Origin of the sequence: Niveispirillum lacus (genome assembly GCF_002251795.1) — a bacterium.
Taxonomy (GTDB): Bacteria; Pseudomonadota; Alphaproteobacteria; order Azospirillales; family Azospirillaceae; genus Niveispirillum; species Niveispirillum lacus.
Window position 1 is genome coordinate 190,492 of the sequence record NZ_NOXU01000027.1, and the last position, 17,597, is coordinate 208,088.

General features: G+C 62.9%; 19 protein-coding genes. 12 read left to right on the forward strand and 7 right to left on the reverse strand.

Features of this window, described 5'->3' with window-relative positions; translation table 11 throughout:
- Positions 1 to 49: 49 nt before the first annotated feature.
- A complete protein-coding gene (locus CHU95_RS09975) occupies positions 50 to 2,323 on the reverse strand; it encodes an NADP-dependent malic enzyme (RefSeq protein ID WP_094456184.1) in 2,274 nt (757 codons plus the stop codon).
- Between the two features lie 62 nt (positions 2,324 to 2,385).
- Between CHU95_RS09975 and CHU95_RS22695 the strand changes: the two genes are divergently transcribed.
- The 4 genes from CHU95_RS22695 (at position 2,386) to CHU95_RS09995 (ending at position 4,841) form a co-directional block, all read left to right on the forward strand.
- On the forward strand, positions 2,386 to 2,697 hold the full coding sequence (locus CHU95_RS22695; RefSeq protein ID WP_207762437.1) for a hypothetical protein: 312 nt from the start codon (positions 2,386 to 2,388) through the stop codon (positions 2,695 to 2,697).
- 22 nt (positions 2,698 to 2,719) lie between these two features.
- Complete coding sequence (locus CHU95_RS09985; RefSeq protein WP_094456186.1) at positions 2,720 to 2,983, forward strand: type II toxin-antitoxin system RelE/ParE family toxin; 264 nt, start codon at positions 2,720 to 2,722, stop codon at positions 2,981 to 2,983.
- A gap of 84 nt (positions 2,984 to 3,067) precedes the next feature.
- Positions 3,068 to 4,069, forward strand: a complete 1,002-nt coding sequence (locus CHU95_RS09990) for a DNA polymerase beta superfamily protein (protein ID WP_094456187.1) — start codon at positions 3,068 to 3,070, stop codon at positions 4,067 to 4,069.
- Positions 4,050 to 4,841, forward strand: a complete 792-nt coding sequence (locus CHU95_RS09995; protein WP_094456188.1) for a nucleotidyltransferase domain-containing protein — start codon at positions 4,050 to 4,052, stop codon at positions 4,839 to 4,841. The genes CHU95_RS09990 and CHU95_RS09995 overlap by 20 nt, the downstream gene beginning before the upstream one ends.
- A gap of 6 nt (positions 4,842 to 4,847) precedes the next feature.
- Here the strand turns inward: CHU95_RS09995 and CHU95_RS10000 are convergent, their stop codons facing one another.
- Positions 4,848 to 5,054: a hypothetical protein gene (locus tag CHU95_RS10000; RefSeq protein ID WP_094456189.1), complete on the reverse strand. Its 207-nt coding sequence runs from the start codon at positions 5,052 to 5,054 to the stop codon at positions 4,848 to 4,850.
- Between the two features lie 134 nt (positions 5,055 to 5,188).
- On the opposite strand from CHU95_RS10000, the gene CHU95_RS10005 reads away from it, so the two are divergent.
- From CHU95_RS10005 to CHU95_RS10020, 4 genes are read left to right on the forward strand one after another with little or no spacing between them, the layout of a single operon-like run.
- Complete coding sequence (locus CHU95_RS10005; RefSeq protein WP_094456303.1) at positions 5,189 to 6,733, forward strand: AbgT family transporter; 1,545 nt, start codon at positions 5,189 to 5,191, stop codon at positions 6,731 to 6,733.
- Positions 6,733 to 7,752 (forward strand): ligase-associated DNA damage response exonuclease, encoded by a 1,020-nt coding sequence (locus tag CHU95_RS10010; RefSeq protein ID WP_094456190.1) that lies wholly within the window; start codon positions 6,733 to 6,735, stop codon positions 7,750 to 7,752. The genes CHU95_RS10005 and CHU95_RS10010 overlap by 1 nt, the downstream gene beginning before the upstream one ends.
- On the forward strand, positions 7,752 to 9,374 hold the full coding sequence (locus CHU95_RS10015) for a cisplatin damage response ATP-dependent DNA ligase (protein WP_094456191.1): 1,623 nt from the start codon (positions 7,752 to 7,754) through the stop codon (positions 9,372 to 9,374). Before CHU95_RS10010 ends, CHU95_RS10015 begins: the two co-directional genes overlap by 1 nt.
- Positions 9,371 to 9,667, forward strand: a complete 297-nt coding sequence (locus tag CHU95_RS10020; protein ID WP_094456192.1) for a hypothetical protein — start codon at positions 9,371 to 9,373, stop codon at positions 9,665 to 9,667. Before CHU95_RS10015 ends, CHU95_RS10020 begins: the two co-directional genes overlap by 4 nt.
- A 40-nt stretch (positions 9,668 to 9,707) precedes the next feature.
- Here CHU95_RS10020 and CHU95_RS10025 read toward each other — a convergent pair whose 3' ends face one another.
- The 4 genes from CHU95_RS10025 to CHU95_RS10040 all read right to left on the reverse strand — a co-directional run bounded on the left by CHU95_RS10025 (position 9,708) and on the right by CHU95_RS10040 (position 13,676).
- On the reverse strand, positions 9,708 to 10,667 hold the full coding sequence (locus CHU95_RS10025) for a glycosyltransferase family 2 protein (RefSeq protein ID WP_094456193.1): 960 nt from the start codon (positions 10,665 to 10,667) through the stop codon (positions 9,708 to 9,710).
- A gap of 108 nt (positions 10,668 to 10,775) precedes the next feature.
- A complete protein-coding gene (locus tag CHU95_RS10030) occupies positions 10,776 to 11,411 on the reverse strand; it encodes a class I SAM-dependent methyltransferase (RefSeq protein ID WP_094456194.1) in 636 nt (211 codons plus the stop codon).
- A 207-nt stretch (positions 11,412 to 11,618) separates the two neighbouring features.
- On the reverse strand, positions 11,619 to 11,984 hold the full coding sequence (locus tag CHU95_RS10035; RefSeq protein WP_094456195.1) for a VOC family protein: 366 nt from the start codon (positions 11,982 to 11,984) through the stop codon (positions 11,619 to 11,621).
- A 57-nt stretch (positions 11,985 to 12,041) separates the two neighbouring features.
- On the reverse strand, positions 12,042 to 13,676 hold the full coding sequence (locus tag CHU95_RS10040; protein ID WP_245838106.1) for a Clp protease/crotonase-like domain-containing protein: 1,635 nt from the start codon (positions 13,674 to 13,676) through the stop codon (positions 12,042 to 12,044).
- A 204-nt stretch (positions 13,677 to 13,880) separates the two neighbouring features.
- On the opposite strand from CHU95_RS10040, the gene CHU95_RS10045 reads away from it, so the two are divergent.
- The 4 genes from CHU95_RS10045 (at position 13,881) to CHU95_RS10060 (ending at position 16,887) form a co-directional block, all read left to right on the forward strand.
- Entirely contained in the window at positions 13,881 to 14,444 is a 564-nt protein-coding gene (locus tag CHU95_RS10045) for a hypothetical protein (RefSeq protein WP_094456196.1), read from the forward strand.
- A 96-nt stretch (positions 14,445 to 14,540) separates the two neighbouring features.
- Entirely contained in the window at positions 14,541 to 14,885 is a 345-nt protein-coding gene (locus CHU95_RS10050) for a PepSY domain-containing protein (protein WP_094456197.1), read from the forward strand.
- The gene (locus CHU95_RS10055) at positions 14,885 to 15,544 is read left to right on the forward strand and encodes a response regulator transcription factor (protein ID WP_094456198.1); all 660 of its coding nucleotides are present in this window, start codon (positions 14,885 to 14,887) and stop codon (positions 15,542 to 15,544) included. Before CHU95_RS10050 ends, CHU95_RS10055 begins: the two co-directional genes overlap by 1 nt.
- Positions 15,544 to 16,887, forward strand: coding sequence for a sensor histidine kinase (locus CHU95_RS10060; protein WP_094456199.1), 1,344 nt, complete (start codon positions 15,544 to 15,546; stop codon positions 16,885 to 16,887). Before CHU95_RS10055 ends, CHU95_RS10060 begins: the two co-directional genes overlap by 1 nt.
- Positions 16,888 to 16,893: 6 nt before the next feature.
- Here the strand turns inward: CHU95_RS10060 and yihA are convergent, their stop codons facing one another.
- On the reverse strand, positions 16,894 to 17,577 hold the full coding sequence (gene yihA, locus CHU95_RS10065; protein ID WP_094456200.1) for a ribosome biogenesis GTP-binding protein YihA/YsxC: 684 nt from the start codon (positions 17,575 to 17,577) through the stop codon (positions 16,894 to 16,896).
- Positions 17,578 to 17,597 lie beyond the last annotated feature (20 nt).

Consider the following 17,597-nt stretch of genomic DNA (forward strand, 5'->3'; position numbering starts at 1 on the left):
CGTAGGTCAGGACGAGGCTTCTGCCTTGGCCTGACCTACGGTTAGGACGTCACCGCGCCAGACTGTCATGCGCCGCCATGATGGCCGCCGTGGTCAGTTCGTTGACGGTGGCGCCCATCTGAACCACCTGCACCGGCTTGTCCATGCCGATCAGCAGCGGGCCGATCAGGTTGCCGCCGCCGAACTTGTGCAACAGCTTGGCCCCGATATTGGCGGCATGCAGGGCCGGCATGATCAGCACATTGGCCGGGCCTGACAGGCGGGCGAACGGGTACAGGCGCTTCATCAGATCGTAATCAAGCGCGGTATCGGCTGACATCTCACCGTCATATTCGAAATCGACCTTGCGCTTATCCATCAGCGAGACGGCGTCGCGCACATGGGCGGCGCGGTCACGCATGGGCTGGCCGAAATTGCTGAAGGACAGGAAGGCCACGCGCGGCTCATGCCCCATCTGCCGGGCCATGCGGGCCGACTGGATGGCGATATCGGCCAATTGCTCCGGGGTCGGGCGCTCATGGACCGTGGTGTCAGAGATGAAGACAGTGCGCTTGCGGGTGGCCAGCACCGACAGGCCGAACACGATATGGTCAGGCTGCGGGTCGATCACCCGCTCAATATCCTCGAAGCTGACAGCAAAGGAGCGGGTCAGACCCGTCACCATGGCGTCGGCATCGCCCGTGGCGACCATGCAGGCGGCAAAGACATTGCGGTTCTGGTTGACCCAGCGCTGGCAATCGCGGTGCAGGTGGCCGCGGCGCTGCAACCGCTTGTACAGGAAGTCGGTATAGCGCTCGATTTCCGGCGCGCCAAACTTGGCATTCTGGATATCCAGCGGCTCGATGCCCGACAGGCCCAGGCTGGCCAGCTTTTCCTTCACCACATTCTCGCGCCCGATCAGGACCGGGTGACCGAACCCGCCGGAACGATAGGCGATGGCGGCGCGGATAGACCGCTCCTCCTCCCCCTCGGCGAACACCACACGGCGGGGGCTGCTGCGCAGCTTGTCAGCGATCAGTTGCAGACTGTCGGCAGTCGGGTCCAGGCGCAGCCGCAAGGACCGCCGATACTCATCCATATCGACAATGGGCTTACGCGCCACACCCGTATCCATGGCCGCCTGGGCCACGGCGGCGGGAATGGTGGAGATCAGGCGCGGGTCGAACGGCACCGGGATGATATATTCCGGGCCATAGCGCAGACGGCGCCCGGAATAGGCGGCATCCACCTCGTCGGGCACATCCTCACGCGCCAGGGCTGCCAGCGCGCGGGCGGCGGCAATTTTCATCTGATCGTTGATGGTGCTGGCCCGCACGTCCAGGGCACCACGGAAAATGTAGGGGAAGCCCAGGACATTGTTGACCTGATTGGGATAATCCGACCGGCCCGTGGCCACGATGGCATCATCGCGCACCTGCCGCACCTCTTCCGGCGTGATCTCCGGGTCGGGGTTGGCCAGCGCAAAGATGATGGGGTTCTTGGCCATGGATTTCACCATGGCGGGCGTCATCGCCCCCTTTGCCGACAGGCCCACAAACACGTCCGACCCGGCAACCGCATCGGCCAGCGTGCGGGCATCAGTCACGACCGCATGGGCGGATTTCCACTGGTTCATGCCCTCGGACCGGCCCTTCCAGACCACACCCTTGGTGTCGCACAGCGTGATGTTCCCGTGCGGGATGCCCATGGATTTGAACAGCTCAGCACAAGCAATCGCGGCCGCACCGGCGCCATTGATGACCAGTCTGGTCTCCTTGATGTCGCGGCCGGTCATTTCCAGCGCGTTGAACAGGCCGGCGGCGGCGATGATGGCCGTGCCATGCTGATCATCATGGAAAACCGGGATATCCATCAGTTCGCGCAGGCGCTGCTCAATGATGAAACAGTCCGGAGCCTTGATGTCTTCCAGATTGATGCCGCCAAAGCTGGGACCCAGATAGCGGACGGAATTGATAAATTCGTCCACATCTCTTGTATCGACCTCCAGGTCGATGCCATCGACATCGGCAAAGCGCTTGAACAGGACGGCCTTGCCCTCCATCACCGGCTTCGATGCCAGGGCCCCCAGATCACCCAGGCCCAGCACGGCGGTGCCGTTGGAGATGACGGCGACGATATTGCCCTTGGCCGTATAATCATAGGCTGTGGACGGGTCGGCATGGATGCGCAGGCAGGGCGTGGCCACCCCCGGTGAATAGGCCAGCGACAGGTCACGCTGTGTCGCCATCGGCTTGGTAGGGGTGATTTCCAACTTACCGGGGCGCCCGCTGCTGTGCAGCAGCAAGGCTTCTTCCTCGGTAATGCGCTTGTCGATACCGGCCATTTCCCAAACTTCCTCTTTTATGTTCCGCCCAGCGTTCTGCCGGTACGGATTGGTATGTTGGTATGCATCGTAACGATCGAATGCTACCGTTTCCAGACCGAAGGCATTGCGAAAGTGACGCAACAGCCGTCAGCACGCCCGATGCCTTGCCCTGGGATGAACCGGGTGCGATAGTCGCTCTCGTGGAACAGGCCGGTTCGATCTTCGACGATGTGGATGAGGCGCGTAAAGCCCGCGCCATCGCCGATGCGCGCGCCGATGTCGCGGCAGGCCGGTTCGTGCCGCATGCGGTGGTCGCAGAATGGCTTCAGCGCCTGGCAAACGGTGAACGGCCGCCGCCCCCTTACTCGCATACTCTAAAGCGACAGGACTGAATGTAAGTCCACGGCGCAGGTAATCTGGACCGATCAGGCTATCGCTGACCTTACCGGCCATATCGCGTATATCGACCAGTATAACCCGGCTGCGGGTGATCGGATGGCGGCGGGTCTTCTCACCGCCGGTAACAGCCTGCCCACCTTCCCCAAACGTGGCAAGGCCCGGCCCGACGGCACGCGGGAACTGGCTGTCGTGCATCCCTATATCCTGGTCTATGAAACGACAGACGGGGAGGATGTCCGCATCCTGCGCGTCTGGCACGGGGCGCAGGAGCGGGGATAGGCTCCATCCCGCGGCTCAGCGTTGTGCCCGGCGGAAAAGTCGATTACGCCCAGCACAGAGCGGGTGAGCGGCAAAGGAACCGGCATGCAACTGATCGTCGAAATGCACAGCGGGTCGCATCTTTACGGCACCTCCACCGCGCAATCCGATCTGGATTACAAGGGCGTGTTCCTGCCCACCGCGCGCGACATCCTGTTGCAGCGGGTTCCCGCCACGATCTGCGAGGGGCCGCAAAAGGCACCGGGACAACGCAATCTGCCCGGTGCGGTGGATCGTGACCTGTTCAGTTTGCAGCGTTATCTGGAGCTGTTGGCCGACGGCCAAACCCTTGCGTTGGAAATGCTGTTCGCACCCGACAGCGCCATTATCGGCAACCCGCATCCGCTCTGGCGGGAGATCCAGGCCAACCGCCATCGCCTGCTGTGCCGGAAGGTGGAAGCCGCTCTACGCTATTCCCAGCGGCAGGCGCATCGGTTCGGCATCCGCGGACAGCGTGTGAACGCCACCGCCATGGCCCGGGACTGGCTGCGCGAGGCTGAGCGATCGCTTGGTCCCGGTGCGCCGCTGGCCGATGCCGACCCGGATAAGGTCTTGGAGGGCGATCATCCCCATATCGGCTTTGTCGATCTGCAAATGCCGGGTGGGGTGCAAGTGCGGCATCTGGAAGTATGCGGCAAGAAACTGTCATTCCAGGCCAGCATCGGCAATGCCCGCGACGTGATGGAACGGCTGATGGCTGAATATGGCCGGCGCAGCCTGGATTCGGCGGCTGCCAATGGCATCGACTGGAAAAGCATGGCGCATGCTGTGCGCATCGGGCGACAGACGGTGGAATTGATGATGACGGGCCACATCACCCTGCCCCGCCCCGACGCCATGGAAATTCTGGCTATCCGTCAAGGTCAGGTGCCCGTGGACCAGGTGGAGGCGATCGTGGAGGATATGCAGCAGCAGGCCGAAAACGCCGCCGGGACCTCGCACCTTCCGGAACAACCCGATATGCTGTTCATGGAAGAATTGATCCTGCGCGCCTACCGCGCGCAAGTATGCGAAAGTATTGGCATCGATGGCACTGCAAGCGATTGATCCTGGCATGCGCCGGCGGGTTGAGACGGAACTGGAGCGGATGGAGACGGAAAACGGCGTCACCATCCTGTTCGCCATCGAATCCGGCAGCCGGTCATGGGGCTTTCCCTCGCGCGACAGCGACTACGATGTCCGTTTCGTCTATCTGCGCCCCCTGGCCGATTACTTGTCGGTAAGTAGCCGGCGAGATGTGATTGAACGGCCTGTCGACCCGGTGCTGGATATTGGCGGCTGGGATTTGCGCAAGGCGCTGCAATTGTCTCTGCGTTCCAATGCGGCTCTGCTGGAATGGCTATCCTCTCCCATCACCTACCGCACGGAGGCGGCACCGGTCGGCACCATTCGCCAACTGGTGCGTTCCGCCGCTGATCCCAACGCCCTGGCCGCCCATTATCTGAACCTCGGTCGCCGCAGCCTGGAAAAGGTGCGCGAGGATGGGGACGCCGTGCGGCCAAAGGATTACTGCTACGCTCTGCGCGCGGCCTGCTGTCTGGAATGGCTGCTGCGGTTCCATGGACCGCCGCCGATGGATATGCCATCGCTGCTGTCCGGCCTGACACCAGACGCAGAGCTTTTGGCACGTATTCAGGACTTGATCGCCCGAAAGGCGGAGGGTGGGGAACAGGACCGGCAGGGGCACGACGCCATGCTGGACCAATTCTTGACCGACCGTCTTAACCCCACGCCACCGCCCCTGCCGACGGTGGACCGGGATCGGGTGGGCGCAACTATCGACCGTGCCTTTTGCACGATTGCCTTGGCGGGATCGTAGCACCCCTCAAATCACAATATTCAACACCCTCCCCCGCACCCCCGTGGCCAGCGGCTGGTTCACGCCCAGCGGTTGCACTGTCAGGCCGGCCTTGGTCGCCTCCTCCTGCCCCTGTTTGATGGGCGACTGGTAACCCTTGGCGGGGTCCAGGCCGCGCTTGGGCAGCGCCACATCGGTGCAGCTTTCGCAGCGTGATCCGTTGGCCATTTCCATCGGCACAGCCTGTCACGGATCGTTAGATTTGCTTGATCGCCCCCTCGCCCAATGTGCGCACATGCTTTATGGTCGCCGGCGACGCCCGGCAAACGGGCGCGCACGACAAAGCGGACCATACAAGGGAACACAACATGGCAGTTTCGGACGCCGGGGCGAAATCGGGCGGTGGCATCCTGGGGGCGATTGAGCGGGTGGGGAACCGGTTGCCGGACCCGGCCACCCTGTTCCTGATCGCCATCATCATTCTGGTGGTCCTATCGGCCATCCTGTCTGCAATGGGCGTGTCGGCCATCCACCCCGGTACGGGCAAGGAACTGGTCGCCACCAATCTTCTGTCGGCGGACAATATCCGTCGTTTCCTGATCGAATTGCCGACCATCTTTGCTAGTTTCCCGCCGCTCGCCGTGGTCCTGCTCTGTGTGATGGGCGTGGGGGTTGCGGAGAAGACCGGGCTGATCGGCGTGTCGCTGGGTGCCCTGGTCCGCGCTGTGCCAAAAAGCATGCTGACCCTGATTGTGGTCTTTGCCGGCGTACAGTCCAGCATGGCCACCGATGCCGGCTATGTCGTGCTGATCCCACTGGCCGGCATGCTGTTCCACAGCTCTGGCCGCCATCCTATTGCCGGCATCGCGGCGGCTTTCGCGGGCGTTTCGGGGGGGTTCTCCTCCAACCTGTTGGTTACTTCGCTGGACCCGCTGCTGGGCGGGATCAGCACGGCAGCGGCCCGTCTGGTCGATCCCAGCTATGAGGTGCTGGCGACCGCCAACTGGTACCTGATGGCCGCCTTTGTGCCCCTGTTCACCATCATCGGTACGCTGGTCACCGAACGGCTGATCGAACCACGGCTGGTGCGTACAGCCCCGGTTGCAAGCGGCCTGACCATCACCATGGACGAACCCAGCGCCGAACAGCGGGCCAATGAAAAGCGCGGCCTGCGCTATGCTGGCCTTGCCATCCTGGCCATTGTCGGCCTGTTCGGCGTCGCCGTGGTGCCGGAAGGCGCCATCCTGCGCGATGCCAATGGCACCATCGAACCTTTCCTGCGCGGCATCGTGGCGGTGCTGTTCATCAGTTTCCTGTTGATCGGCATCGCCTATGGCGTCGGCGCCCGCATCATCCGCAATGACCGCGACGTCGTGAAGATGATGAGCCAATCCATGTCCGACATGGGTGGCTATATCGTGCTGGCCTTTTGCTGCGCGGTATTCATCGCCCTGTTTGGCTGGTCCAACCTGGGCGGCATCCTGGCGGTGAACGGGGCGGCTTTCCTGAAGGATGCCGGCTTTACCGGTCTGCCGCTGCTGATCGCCATTATCCTGGTATCCGCCCTGATCAACATCCTGGTCGGCAGCGCATCCGCCAAATGGGCCATCCTGGGGCCGGTCATGGTGCCGATGCTGATGCTGCTGGGCATCACGCCGGAGGCCACACAGGCCGCCTATCGGGTGGGTGACAGCTTCACCAACCCGATCACGCCGCTGCTGCCCTATTTCCCGCTGATCCTGATCATGTGCCAGCGCTATGTGCCCAGCTTCGGCATCGGCTCGCTGTTGGCCACCATGTTGCCGCTGGCCATGTGGATGGGTATCGGGGCGGTCCTGCTGTTCAGCGGTTGGTATATGCTGGAACTGCCACTGGGTCCGGGGGCTGTCATCCACATGCCGACCGGGTCCTGATGATCCCCGCGCCCGACAGTTGGGTCACCCCGTGTCCGCCCGACCGTGGCGGGGGCTTGTGGGTGGAACCGGGCGGCTTCCATGTCGATCCGACCCGACCTGTTGAGCGCGCGGTGATCACCCATGGCCATTCCGACCATGCACGGCCAGGACACGCGAGGGTCCTGGCCACACCCGGCACGCTTTCCATAATGCGGGCGCGACTGGGTGACGGGGCGGGGCTGACGCAGCAGCCCCTGCCCTATCATCAGCCAATCCAGATCGGCGAGGTGATGGTGCGCTTCGTGCCCGCCGGCCACGTGCTGGGGTCGGCCCAGGTGGTGATGGAATGGCGTGGCAGCCGGGTGGTGGTATCGGGCGACTACAAACGCCGCTTTGATCCCACCTGTCCGCCTTTTGAACCCGTACCCTGCGATGCCTTCATCACCGAGGCCACTTTCGGCCTGCCCGTCTTCCGGCATCCGCCGGTAGAAGGCGAAATCGCCCGACTGCTGCACACGCTGTCGGTCTTTCCGGAACGCACCATTGTTGTCGGCTGTTACGCGCTGGGCAAATGCCAAAGGTTGATCGCCGAACTGCGCCGCGCCGGGTACGATAACCCGCTCTATCTGCATGGCGCCCACCTGCCGCTCTGCGCGCTTTATCAGGAACAGGGTGTTGACCTGGGCGACCTGCGCCCCGCCACCGTCGCCGATGCCGCTTCCATGCGCGGCGGCATCGTGCTGGCGCCGCCATCGGCCATGGCCGACAAATGGCTGCGCCGGATGCCGGACCCGCTGCCGGCCTATGCGTCCGGCTGGATGCGGGTGCGCGCCCGCGCCCGACAGCACGGGGTGGAACTGCCCCTGATCGTTTCCGACCATGCCGATTGGGATGAACTGTGTCAGACGGTGACCGATGTTTCGCCGGGTGAACTCTGGGTCACCCATGGCAGTGAAGAAGCCCTGGTCCATTGGGCCACAACACAGGGTGTGACGGCCAAGCCCCTGCATCTGATCGGAAGAGGGGAAGAGGAGTGATGCAGGCATTTGCCACACTCCTTGATGCACTTGCCTATATGCCGTCGCGCAACGGCAAGCTGCGCCTGATCGCCGATTACCTGGACCATACGCCCGACCCCGACCGGGGCTACGGTCTGGCCGCCCTGACCGGCGACTTGTCCTTCACCGCGGCCAAGGCCGGGATGATCAAGGAACTGGTCGCCACCCGCGTCGATCCGGCCCTGTTCGGCTGGTCCTATGATTTTGTGGGCGATCTTGCTGAAACTGTGGCCCTGATCTGGCCCGCCCCGCCCGGCGTCAACCACCCGCCACCGGGACTGGCGGCGGTGGTGGAGGGGCTTTCCACCGCTAAGCGCGGTAGCATTCCCGCCCTGCTGTCGGGCTGGCTGGATAGCCTTGACGCCACGGGCCGCTGGGCCTTGTTGAAACTGATCACGGGTGGGTTACGCATCGGCGTATCGGCCCGCATGGCCAAGACAGCGCTGGTCGAGTGGGCCCATGCCAGGGGTGTGGAGGCCAGTGTCGAACAGGTAGAAGAGTTGTGGCATGGCCTGTCCCCGCCCTACGCCCCGCTGTTCGGCTGGCTGGATGGCACGGGTCAGAAGCCGGATGTGGCCGACACGGGTGGCTTCCGCCCGATGATGCTGGCCCATCCGCTGGAAGAAAACGATATCCAGTCCCTGGACCCCGCCGATTACCGGGCCGAATGGAAATGGGATGGTATCCGGGTGCAGCTTGTGGCGCGCGGAACCGCCGATCAGGCCCGGATCTACAGCCGGACCGGAGACGAAATTGCGGGCACCTTCCCCGATGTGGCAGCCCAGATGGGCTTTCACGCGGTCCTGGATGGTGAACTGCTGGTGGCCCGCGAGGGCCGTGTGGCCCCCTTCAATGACCTGCAGCAGCGGTTGAACCGCAAGCGGGTGACGGCGCCCATGCTGCGCGACTTCCCCGCCTGGGTGCGGCTTTATGACATGCTGTTCGATGGGGGAGAGGACCTGCGCGCCCTACCCTTTGATGACCGCCGCCGGCGACTGGAAGAATGGTTCACCCGCACGCGCCCGCCCGGCATGGACCTGTCGCCCCTGGTCGCTTTCACCGATTGGGACCATCTGGCCCATCTGCGCCTGTCGGCCCGCGATACGGTGGTAGAGGATGGGGCCATCGAAGGGCTGATGCTGAAACGCGGCGACAGCCCCTATATCGGCGGTCGGCCCAAAGGACCTTGGTTCAAGTGGAAACGGGGGCCATTGACGGCGGATTGCGTGCTGATGTACGCCCAACGCGGACATGGAAAACGCTCCAGCTTTTACAGCGACTATACATTCGGCGCCTGGCGCGGTACGCCAGGGGCAGACGGGGAGCTGGTACCCGTCGGCAAAGCCTATTCCGGTTTTACCGATGCGGAACTGGTAGAGATTGACCGCTGGGTGCGCAACCATACCACCAACCGTTTCGGTCCCGTGCGGGAGGTGGCGCCGGGTCTGGTGTTCGAGGTGGCGTTCGACAGCGTCCACCGCTCGACAAGGCACAAAAGCGGCATCGCCATGCGCTTTCCCCGCATTGCGCGGCTGCGCTGGGATAAGCCGGCGGCAGAGGCGGACCGGCTGGAGGTTTTGGAGAGGATGGTGGCGACATGAAGCTGAAACGCGCCTATACGGCGGAGCCGGTCTCGGATGAAACCATCCGTCGCCTTAAAATGGGCCGTACCCGCACCCGCATGATCGGTCTGATCGCCGCTGGCATCGGTGCGCTGATCGTTCCCGCCTGGATCGCCGGGGTTGGCATGGGCTATTTCAAGCTGGAACAGAAGACCATCGCTGTCTTCCCCACGCTGCTTTCCGAAGAGGAAGCCAAAGCCCAGGCCGAGAAGGTCCGGCAGGAGGCCGAAGCCTTCCGACAGCAAAAGCCGACGGAAGAAAAGAAGCCCTGAAGGGGATCGGGCGGGTCCATGGCTGAACCCGCCCGTCTGTTTATTTCAAAAACCCGCTGTCGAAATCCGGGGCCGGGATCTCCAGATAACGCAGGCGCTTCATCTCCCGCCGGCCCCGGGTGACCGTATCCAGGATCAGACCACAGGTCAGCGACAGGAAAGACAGCAGGCCCAGGCCCGTTGCCAGCACGGCCGTGGGGAACCGCGGCACTAGGCCCGTCTCATAATAAGTGATGAACAGCGGCACCGCGATGATCACTGACACCAGGGCCATCAGCACCGCGATCAGGCCGAACGACTGCATGGGCCGCTCTTCCTTGATCAGTTTGCCGATCATCCACAGGATACGGAAACCATCACGGAAGGTGGACAGTTTCGAGACCGATCCGGGTGCTCGATCCTTGTAGGGCGTTTCCACCTCGCCCAGCGGCATGCTCATTTCCAACGCATGCACCACCAGCTCCGTCTCGATCTCGAACCCACCCGCCAGGACCGGGAAGGTCTTTACGAAACGGCGGGAAAACACGCGGTAGCCGGACAGAAGATCGTCAGTCCGCTTGCCGAATACCATGGTGACCAGCGTGGTCAGCATGACATTGCCCAGACGGTGACCGGCGCGATAGGTCTCCCAATCGGTGACACGCGCCCCGTTCACCATGTCCAGCTTTTCATCCAGCAGCTTGGCCACCAGTTGGGGCGCGCTTGGCGCGTGGTAGGTGTCGTCGCCATCCACCATGACATACACATCCGCCTCGATATCGGCGAACATGCGGCGGACGACATTGCCCTTGCCCTGCAATGGCTCCCGGCGAACCACCGCACCGGCGGCCCTGGCAATCTCCGACGTGCGGTCCTTGGAGTTATTGTCATAGACATAGATGGTGGCGGTGGGCAGAGCGGCCTTGAAGTCGCGCACCACGGCTTCAATGGACGCTTCCTCATTATAGCAGGGCACCAGAACGGCGATGCTTGGCGCACCCTGGGTCAGACTGTCAGACATGGGATATTTCGGGTCCGGTTGGACAAGGGTTGGATAGGCACAGAGATAACACGGATATTCAGGGAAAGCTGCGGCGGAAACGCGGCGCTTTGATGACCATAGGTCTGGTCAGTGCATCTGGAACAGGGTGGTGACGATCATCCCACCCTCTGAAAACACTGCCCCCAAAGTGTAGCTGTGACGCGGTTGCAGATAGAAAGGATAGGTCGTGAGCGAGAGTGCGCTGTTCCTTTGCAGACGTGTATAGGCCCCGGTCTCGCTGTCCAAGTTGGGCTGATATTGGTCGATCACGGGCCGATGGTCGGTAAAGACGATATATTTGAAGCGTTTAAACTTCGGCAGCAGGCGCAGGATATCGGCATTGCTCATGTGCTGAAGGACCTGACGCACGAACAGCACGTCCCCCTCTGGCACATCTTCCTCAAACGCATTCAACACCCGGAACTCGACATCCAACCCAGCAAATTTGCGCTGATTGAACGCAATCAGCTCTGGAACAATGTCGCAGGCAATGTAACGGCCACACAGGTCGCGCAGCCGGGAGCCGACATTGAAGTCTCCACAGCCGAAATCAACGACATTCGGCTTTTGCGGCAGGGAATCGAGGAAAGTACCGACACCACGGATGTAACAATTGACCACGGTCGGATCGTGACTGCCGGTACCGGAACAGAATTCCTCACCATTGGTACCCCATTCCCCACTTTTATAGACATCCAGGAAGGTCTTGCCACGATCACTCATCAAACCGCTCCAGATCTCAGCAGGGCCATCGGATCAGGGCTGTACCGCCTCTGTCGGCAGCACCGATGCCACGACCGACAACCGCCAAAACAATATCAGCCCGCATACGCCGTGCTTGCCCAGTCCGCAATCACGCATATCAACACTGGGCCTCTAAAAGGCAAGGATTTGTCCACCGTCCAGACATCCTGCGGCGCGGTCCTGCCCTCAGACGCCCTGGATGGCGATGCGGTTTCCCTCACTGTCGGCGATTTCGGCGACATAGATGTTTTCGCCAGCCAGCGTCTTCGGGAACAAAACTTCACTGCCCAACGCGACTGCCTTGGCCAGCACCTCATCAATATCGCTGACGCCGATATAGATGATCGCGCCATCACGGGTGGGAACATAGACATTCCCTTGGGCCAACGCGCCACTGGCACCGTTCTGGTCAGCCGCAAAAGGGAAAAAAGCCATCTGATTGCCGTGGATGGTGACGATCTCACCGAAATTCACCCCAAACACGGCGTGATAGAAGCGCATCGCCCGTTCAATATCGAGAACGGGTATTTCGACATGGGCGATCAGGTTCATCGAAGCCTCCTGCTTGACATGAGGTTGCATGCCGGATGAGCCCCATGCGTCGGACAGTCACCGTATTGCCTCGGCCGCGTCCCCTTCGGCCAGTTTGTGCAGCCGGCACAGCATCATCGGCTCATCCAGATTGGACTTTACCAGGCCGCAATCACCCATATCGGCCGCCAGCCGGTAATGGGGCAGGATATGGTCGGCTGTCCATACCTCCCAATGCGCAACCAGCCAGAAGAGATCGCCCTCATGCGCCGCGATCCGTTCACGCATGGCGCGGTTCAACAGGATATCGCCATGGTCAGGATGGATGAAATAGCTGTGGATGCGCAGAAACGGCACATTCTTGGGAAACCCAGAAGCCAGGAAACTGGTGGGCGCAAAGCCGGTCTGGATGATGATGGTGTTGTCGGGATTGGGCAGGTCGGGGAGCGACACTTCCACAAACTTGTCTGCGAAGGGCACCCGCGCCCAGGTGCCGGGCCGGGCGGTGACCGTGACCAGCGCCAGCAACGCCAGGATCATCACCCCCCTGGCCCGTCGCGGCAGGGGCCACAGGGCGATGGCAGCCACCACCACCAGCGGCGCCATCATTTCCAGCGGGATCAGATAGCGATAGATGGCGAACAGTTTCAGCCAGACCAGATAGGTCAAGGCGCCAGCCACCAGCAGGTACAGGGCGGGCCGGAACGGCACCAGCGCTTCGTGCCTGGCCCCGAACCGCCCGGCCAGCGCCAGGAACGGCGTCAGTATCAGCACCAGAACCATCACCGGCACCCGCAGGTCGGTGAAAATGATCTCCCCCACCTTTTTGGGGTCCATCAGCCATGTATAGGGGAAGATCAGGTTGTTCCAGAGTCCATGCGGCAGGAACTTGTCATCCCGATACGCTTCCGGCACGCCCCAGGGCGACTTGAAGACGTCATTGAAATAGGGAAAGAGCGGGTTCTGGTAGGTGGTCCACAGGTGCCACATCCAATGGCCGGAGAACAGCGCCATGCCGCCAATGACGCCGATGCCGAAGAAAAATGACAGGAACATCCGGCGCCAGAATCCGCCGGCAACCGCCAGAAAGGCGAAGCACAGGCCAACGGCATAGGGCAGTGTCGGTTGCTTCAAGCCTACCGCTGACCCGACCAGCAGGCCGGCGATGAAGACGATGGGGAAGGCCACCTTGGGCGCTGCCCCCCAGACATCATCGGCCCGCGCCATCACCAGCCAGGCGCTGCCCAGCACAAACAGGCTGATGACATTGTCATAAAAGGTGGTGCCCAGCAGACCCATCTGGCCTGCACCCGCAAAACAGACCAGGGCCAGCGCCACCGCGCCCAACGCCCGTGCGCGACCGGCCAATACCGGCAGCAGCAGCCACGCTATACCCGTCAGCGGCACCAGATTCAGCCCCTGCACCCAGGACAGAACAAAGGATACACCGCGCGCCGGCAGGACCTGGGCCAGCCAATAAACCGGCAGGTCCAGGGTCGGGTTGTAGAATGTCGCCACCTGTGCCGGGGCCACATCCTGGACCAGCTCGCGGCCGTCCAGGAAGGCCATGGCATTGTACCAATGGTAATTGCGCAGGTCCCAGTTCCCGTCCTGGCCCAGACTCAAAGAATAGAATGCCACCAGCAGAGGCAGCAGGATCAGCAGCGCCACAAGGAGGGTGCGCGGCTGTGTCAGGCGATGGCTGGGGGACATGCGGGGGCCGGAATGAGGGTTAAGCCTGTGCGGTGATAAGCCGGCATCCGGGCGTAATCAAGGCAGACGCGCGCTGTCTGCTTCCTGAACGGTTTCTGAACAGCGCTTTCAGGGGCCGTTCAGGTTCACTCCCCTATGGTCGCGTCTGACACCGGCCCCTAAGAGGCCGGTTGCTTGGCAGACATTGTAACAGGAGTGATCAAAATGGCCCGCACCGTCACCGCCACCAGCCCGTTTGAAGGCGGTTACCGTTTTACCCTGACCGACGGCACCATCACCGCCGTGGCCGAGATGGAAAAAGGCCGCTGGCAGAATGAACGGATCGACCGGAACGAAAGCTGGTCGGTCACGGCCAATGGTGTGGTGAAGACCGAAACCGACCGTGATGGCACGGCGGTGACGCTCTTTACCGATGCCAATGGCGATGGCGTCTATTTCGAGGCCTACAGCCTGAACCGCCCTGTTGCTGGCACCTTGGACGATGCCTACCGTTTCACCTTTGATGCCGTCGGAACCGTGACCAGCCTGCAGGAATGGGACGATGGCCGTTGGGAGGCCGAACGCCCAGACCGCAACGAGACCTGGCGTTTGCAAGACGGTCTGGTTGTAAAGACAGAGGTCGAAAAGGGGCGCGTCGAATGGACTGTCTATGCTGACAGCAACAATGACGGCACCTGGACCGAATTGGCCGATGGCCAAGGCACTCTGGACCTGGTCGGCGTTAAGACGCTGCTGGCCGGTCTGACGGCGGAAGGTCTGGTATATTGAGGTCGGCACCCCGGCGATGGCCACCGTCGTCGGGGTTCCCCCTTCAAACGTCAAACGCTACCATCCCCTGTCCCAATCCGGAGCCATTCCCCGCCCATGCGCCTGCTGCTGCTGCCTCTCTGCCTGGTCCTGGCCCTGGTCGGCACACCGCACGTGTGGGCCGATGATGAAGATGATGATCGCGCCGATCATGATCGCGCCCGTGCGGCGCTGGAGCGGGGCGAAATCATGTCCCTGCGGACCATCATGGAAAAGGCGGAGACGGAATATCCTGGCCGACTGCTGGAAGTGGAACTCGAAACGGAGCAAGGGCGCTTTGTCTATGACATTGAAATCCTGGCCGCTGACGGCCGGTTGGTGGAACTTCTCTACGATGCCGCCGATGGCACACTGCTGAAGGCCAAGGCCGCCGGCAAGGACCTGCTGAAGGAGAGGAAGTGATGCGCATCCTGGTGGCAGAGGATGACTCCAATCTGCGCCGGCAGTTGATCCAGGCCTTGAACGAGGCCGGTTATGTGGCGGACCCGGCGCCCGACGGATTGGAGGCAGCCTTTATGGGCGAGACGGAGCCCTATGACGCCATCGTGCTGGATCTCGGTCTGCCGGGCCGCGACGGGCTGTCGGTGCTGCGCGACTGGCGGGCGGCGGGACGGACCATGCCCGTCCTGATCCTGACGGCGCGCGGCACCTGGCAGGAAAAGGTGGAGGGCATGGATGCGGGGGCCGATGATTATCTGGCCAAGCCCTTCCGCATGGAGGAATTGCTGGCAAGGCTGCGCGCCTTGATCCGCCGGGCCGGCGGACAGGCCTCACCGGCCCTGACCTGCGGCCCGGTCAGCCTGGACACGCGCACGGGCCGCGTTACCGTTGCCGGCCATTCCGTCACCCTGACCGCCCATGAACAGCGCGTACTGACATACATGATGCATCACCAGGGCCGCATCCTGTCGCGCACCGAACTGACCGAACATATTTATGCCCAGGATTTCGACCGCGACAGCAATACGATCGAAGTCTTTATCGGGCGACTGCGGCGCAAGCTGGGGGCACCGGTGATCCATACCGAACGCGGCCAGGGCTATCGCATGGAAGCCGTCTGATGCAACGCGGGTCGCTGGGGCTTCGGCTGCTGGTATTGGCGGCGGTCTGGGTGACCCTGGCGCTGGCCATAGCTGGCTGGCTGCTGACCGACATTTTCCGCAGCCATGCGGAGGCCGAATTGGCGCGCCATGCCGAACTGCATCTGGATGAGCTGACGGTAGCCCTGCATCCCGATACCGACGGCCGGGTGGCGGTGTCGCGCGACTTGTCCGATCCGCGCTTCCAGCGGCCCCTGTCGGGCCTTTACTGGCAGGTCACGGATGATCAGGGCGTGGCCCTGCGCTCCCGCTCCCTGTGGGATCAGCAGTTACGACCCAATGGCGGGGTTCCCGATGACGGCGGCTTGCACCGCCGAACCGCGACGGGACCGGACGGGGAAGCGCTGCTGGTCTGGTCCCGCCTTGTGCGCCTGCCCGATAAGGAAAGCCCGGTGGAAGTTTCGGTGGCCGCCACCACCGCCGACCTGACCGCCGCGACGCGGCGCTTTGCCGAGGTGCTGTCCCTGTCCCTCGCCATCCTGGCCCTGGGCCTGCTGGGGGCCGCCGTCGCACAGGTCCGGTTGGGGCTGGTGCCGTTGGATCGGCTGCGCCTGGCGCTGGCTGACCTGCGGGCGGGCAGCACTTCCCGGCTGGTCGGCGCCTTCCCGTCAGAGGTGCAGCCGCTGGCGGACGATCTGAACCAGCTTTTGTCCGACAATGCAGAGATGGTGGAACGGGCACGCACCCAGGCAGGGAATCTGGCCCATGCCCTGAAAACCCCGCTGACCATCATCGCCAATTCCGCCGCCAACCTGTCTGACCCCTCCGAATCGGCACTGATCCAGGCGGAAGCCGAGCGGATGCGACGGCAGATCGACCGCCACCTGACCCGCGCCCGCGCCGCCGCCATGGCCAAGGGGGCGGGCCTGCGCACGCCTGTCCTGGCCACCCTGCGCCCGCTCGCCCGCACCATCGCGCGGCTGCATCCCGACCGGGATATCGAGGTGACGCTGATCGGCGACGATGCCCTGACCTTCCGCGGGGAGGCACAGGACCTAGCCGAAATGGCCGGCAACCTGCTGGACAATGCCGCCAAATGGTGTCGGGGTCGTGTCACCCTGTCCGTGACCGCCGACGGGGCGGAACATTTACGGCTGCGTATTGAGGATGACGGTCCCGGTATTCCCGCCACAGAACGGGGCAGTGTCCTGACACGCGGGATACGGCTGGACGAAGCCATCCCCGGCAGCGGCCTGGGTCTGGCCATCGTCGATGATCTGTCCCGGCTCTATGGTGGGGACCTCGCCTTGGACCAGGCGGATTTGGGCGGGTTGCGGGCCGACCTGATCCTGCCACGCGCCTAGCCAGGATCAGCCGACGAGGGGCGCCGGCTCCGCCATGCGGGCCAAAAAGCCCCGCAGTTCAGGGATCCCCAGGCCGGTCTCCGCCGATGTCGCCAGCACCTCGGGATGGGCGGCACCATGGGTCTTGAGGGCCGCCGCCACCTGCGCCCGGATCTTGTCGATGGCACCGGGCTTTAACGTGTCGGCCTTGGTCAGCACGATCTGATAGCCGACCGCCGTCTGGTCCATCATCTTCATCATATCGACATCATGCGGCTTCAGCCCGTGGCGGGCATCGACCAGAACCAGGGCCCGCTTCAAGGTCACGCGGCCCCGCAGGTAGGATTTGATGAAATCAACCCACGCTGCCGACCGTTCCTTGGATACCTGGGCATAGCCATAGCCTGGCATGTCCACCATGACCAACCGGCTGCCCAGGTTGAAGAAATTCAATTGCTGGGTACGACCCGGCGTCTGGGACGTGCGGGCCAGGGTCTTGCGCCCGGTCAGGGCATTGACCAGCGACGACTTGCCGACATTTGACCGGCCGGCAAAACAGATTTCGGGCAGGACGGCTTCGGGCAGCGTGGTCGCCGCTTCGGCGCCCCAGAAGAAGTCACATTCCTTGGCGAACAGCAGACGCCCGGCCTCGATCTCCATTTCGGTCAGGTCACCGATCAGGGACGGGGTGATGGTCAGCGGCTTGGCCATGGGGGAAACTCCTTCTCTCA

Bases quoted from the DNA above. Each gene is read 5' to 3' on its own strand.
- CHU95_RS09975 (WP_094456184.1), bottom strand. From the start codon at position 2,323: ATGGCCGGTATCGACAAGCGCATTACCGAGGAAGAAGCCTTGCTGCTG.
- CHU95_RS22695 (WP_207762437.1), top strand. From the start codon at position 2,386: ATGCATCGTAACGATCGAATGCTACCGTTTCCAGACCGAAGGCATTGC.
- CHU95_RS09990 (WP_094456187.1), top strand. From the start codon at position 3,068: ATGCAACTGATCGTCGAAATGCACAGCGGGTCGCATCTTTACGGCACC.
- CHU95_RS09995 (WP_094456188.1), top strand. From the start codon at position 4,050: ATGGCACTGCAAGCGATTGATCCTGGCATGCGCCGGCGGGTTGAGACG.
- CHU95_RS10000 (WP_094456189.1), bottom strand. From the start codon at position 5,054: ATGGAAATGGCCAACGGATCACGCTGCGAAAGCTGCACCGATGTGGCG.
- CHU95_RS10005 (WP_094456303.1), top strand. From the start codon at position 5,189: ATGGCAGTTTCGGACGCCGGGGCGAAATCGGGCGGTGGCATCCTGGGG.
- CHU95_RS10010 (WP_094456190.1), top strand. From the start codon at position 6,733: ATGATCCCCGCGCCCGACAGTTGGGTCACCCCGTGTCCGCCCGACCGT.
- CHU95_RS10015 (WP_094456191.1), top strand. From the start codon at position 7,752: ATGCAGGCATTTGCCACACTCCTTGATGCACTTGCCTATATGCCGTCG.
- CHU95_RS10020 (WP_094456192.1), top strand. From the start codon at position 9,371: ATGAAGCTGAAACGCGCCTATACGGCGGAGCCGGTCTCGGATGAAACC.
- CHU95_RS10025 (WP_094456193.1), bottom strand. From the start codon at position 10,667: ATGTCTGACAGTCTGACCCAGGGTGCGCCAAGCATCGCCGTTCTGGTG.
- CHU95_RS10030 (WP_094456194.1), bottom strand. From the start codon at position 11,411: ATGAGTGATCGTGGCAAGACCTTCCTGGATGTCTATAAAAGTGGGGAA.
- CHU95_RS10035 (WP_094456195.1), bottom strand. From the start codon at position 11,984: ATGAACCTGATCGCCCATGTCGAAATACCCGTTCTCGATATTGAACGG.
- CHU95_RS10040 (WP_245838106.1), bottom strand. From the start codon at position 13,676: ATGTCCCCCAGCCATCGCCTGACACAGCCGCGCACCCTCCTTGTGGCG.
- CHU95_RS10045 (WP_094456196.1), top strand. From the start codon at position 13,881: ATGGCCCGCACCGTCACCGCCACCAGCCCGTTTGAAGGCGGTTACCGT.
- CHU95_RS10050 (WP_094456197.1), top strand. From the start codon at position 14,541: ATGCGCCTGCTGCTGCTGCCTCTCTGCCTGGTCCTGGCCCTGGTCGGC.
- CHU95_RS10055 (WP_094456198.1), top strand. From the start codon at position 14,885: ATGCGCATCCTGGTGGCAGAGGATGACTCCAATCTGCGCCGGCAGTTG.
- CHU95_RS10060 (WP_094456199.1), top strand. From the start codon at position 15,544: ATGCAACGCGGGTCGCTGGGGCTTCGGCTGCTGGTATTGGCGGCGGTC.
- yihA (WP_094456200.1), bottom strand. From the start codon at position 17,577: ATGGCCAAGCCGCTGACCATCACCCCGTCCCTGATCGGTGACCTGACC.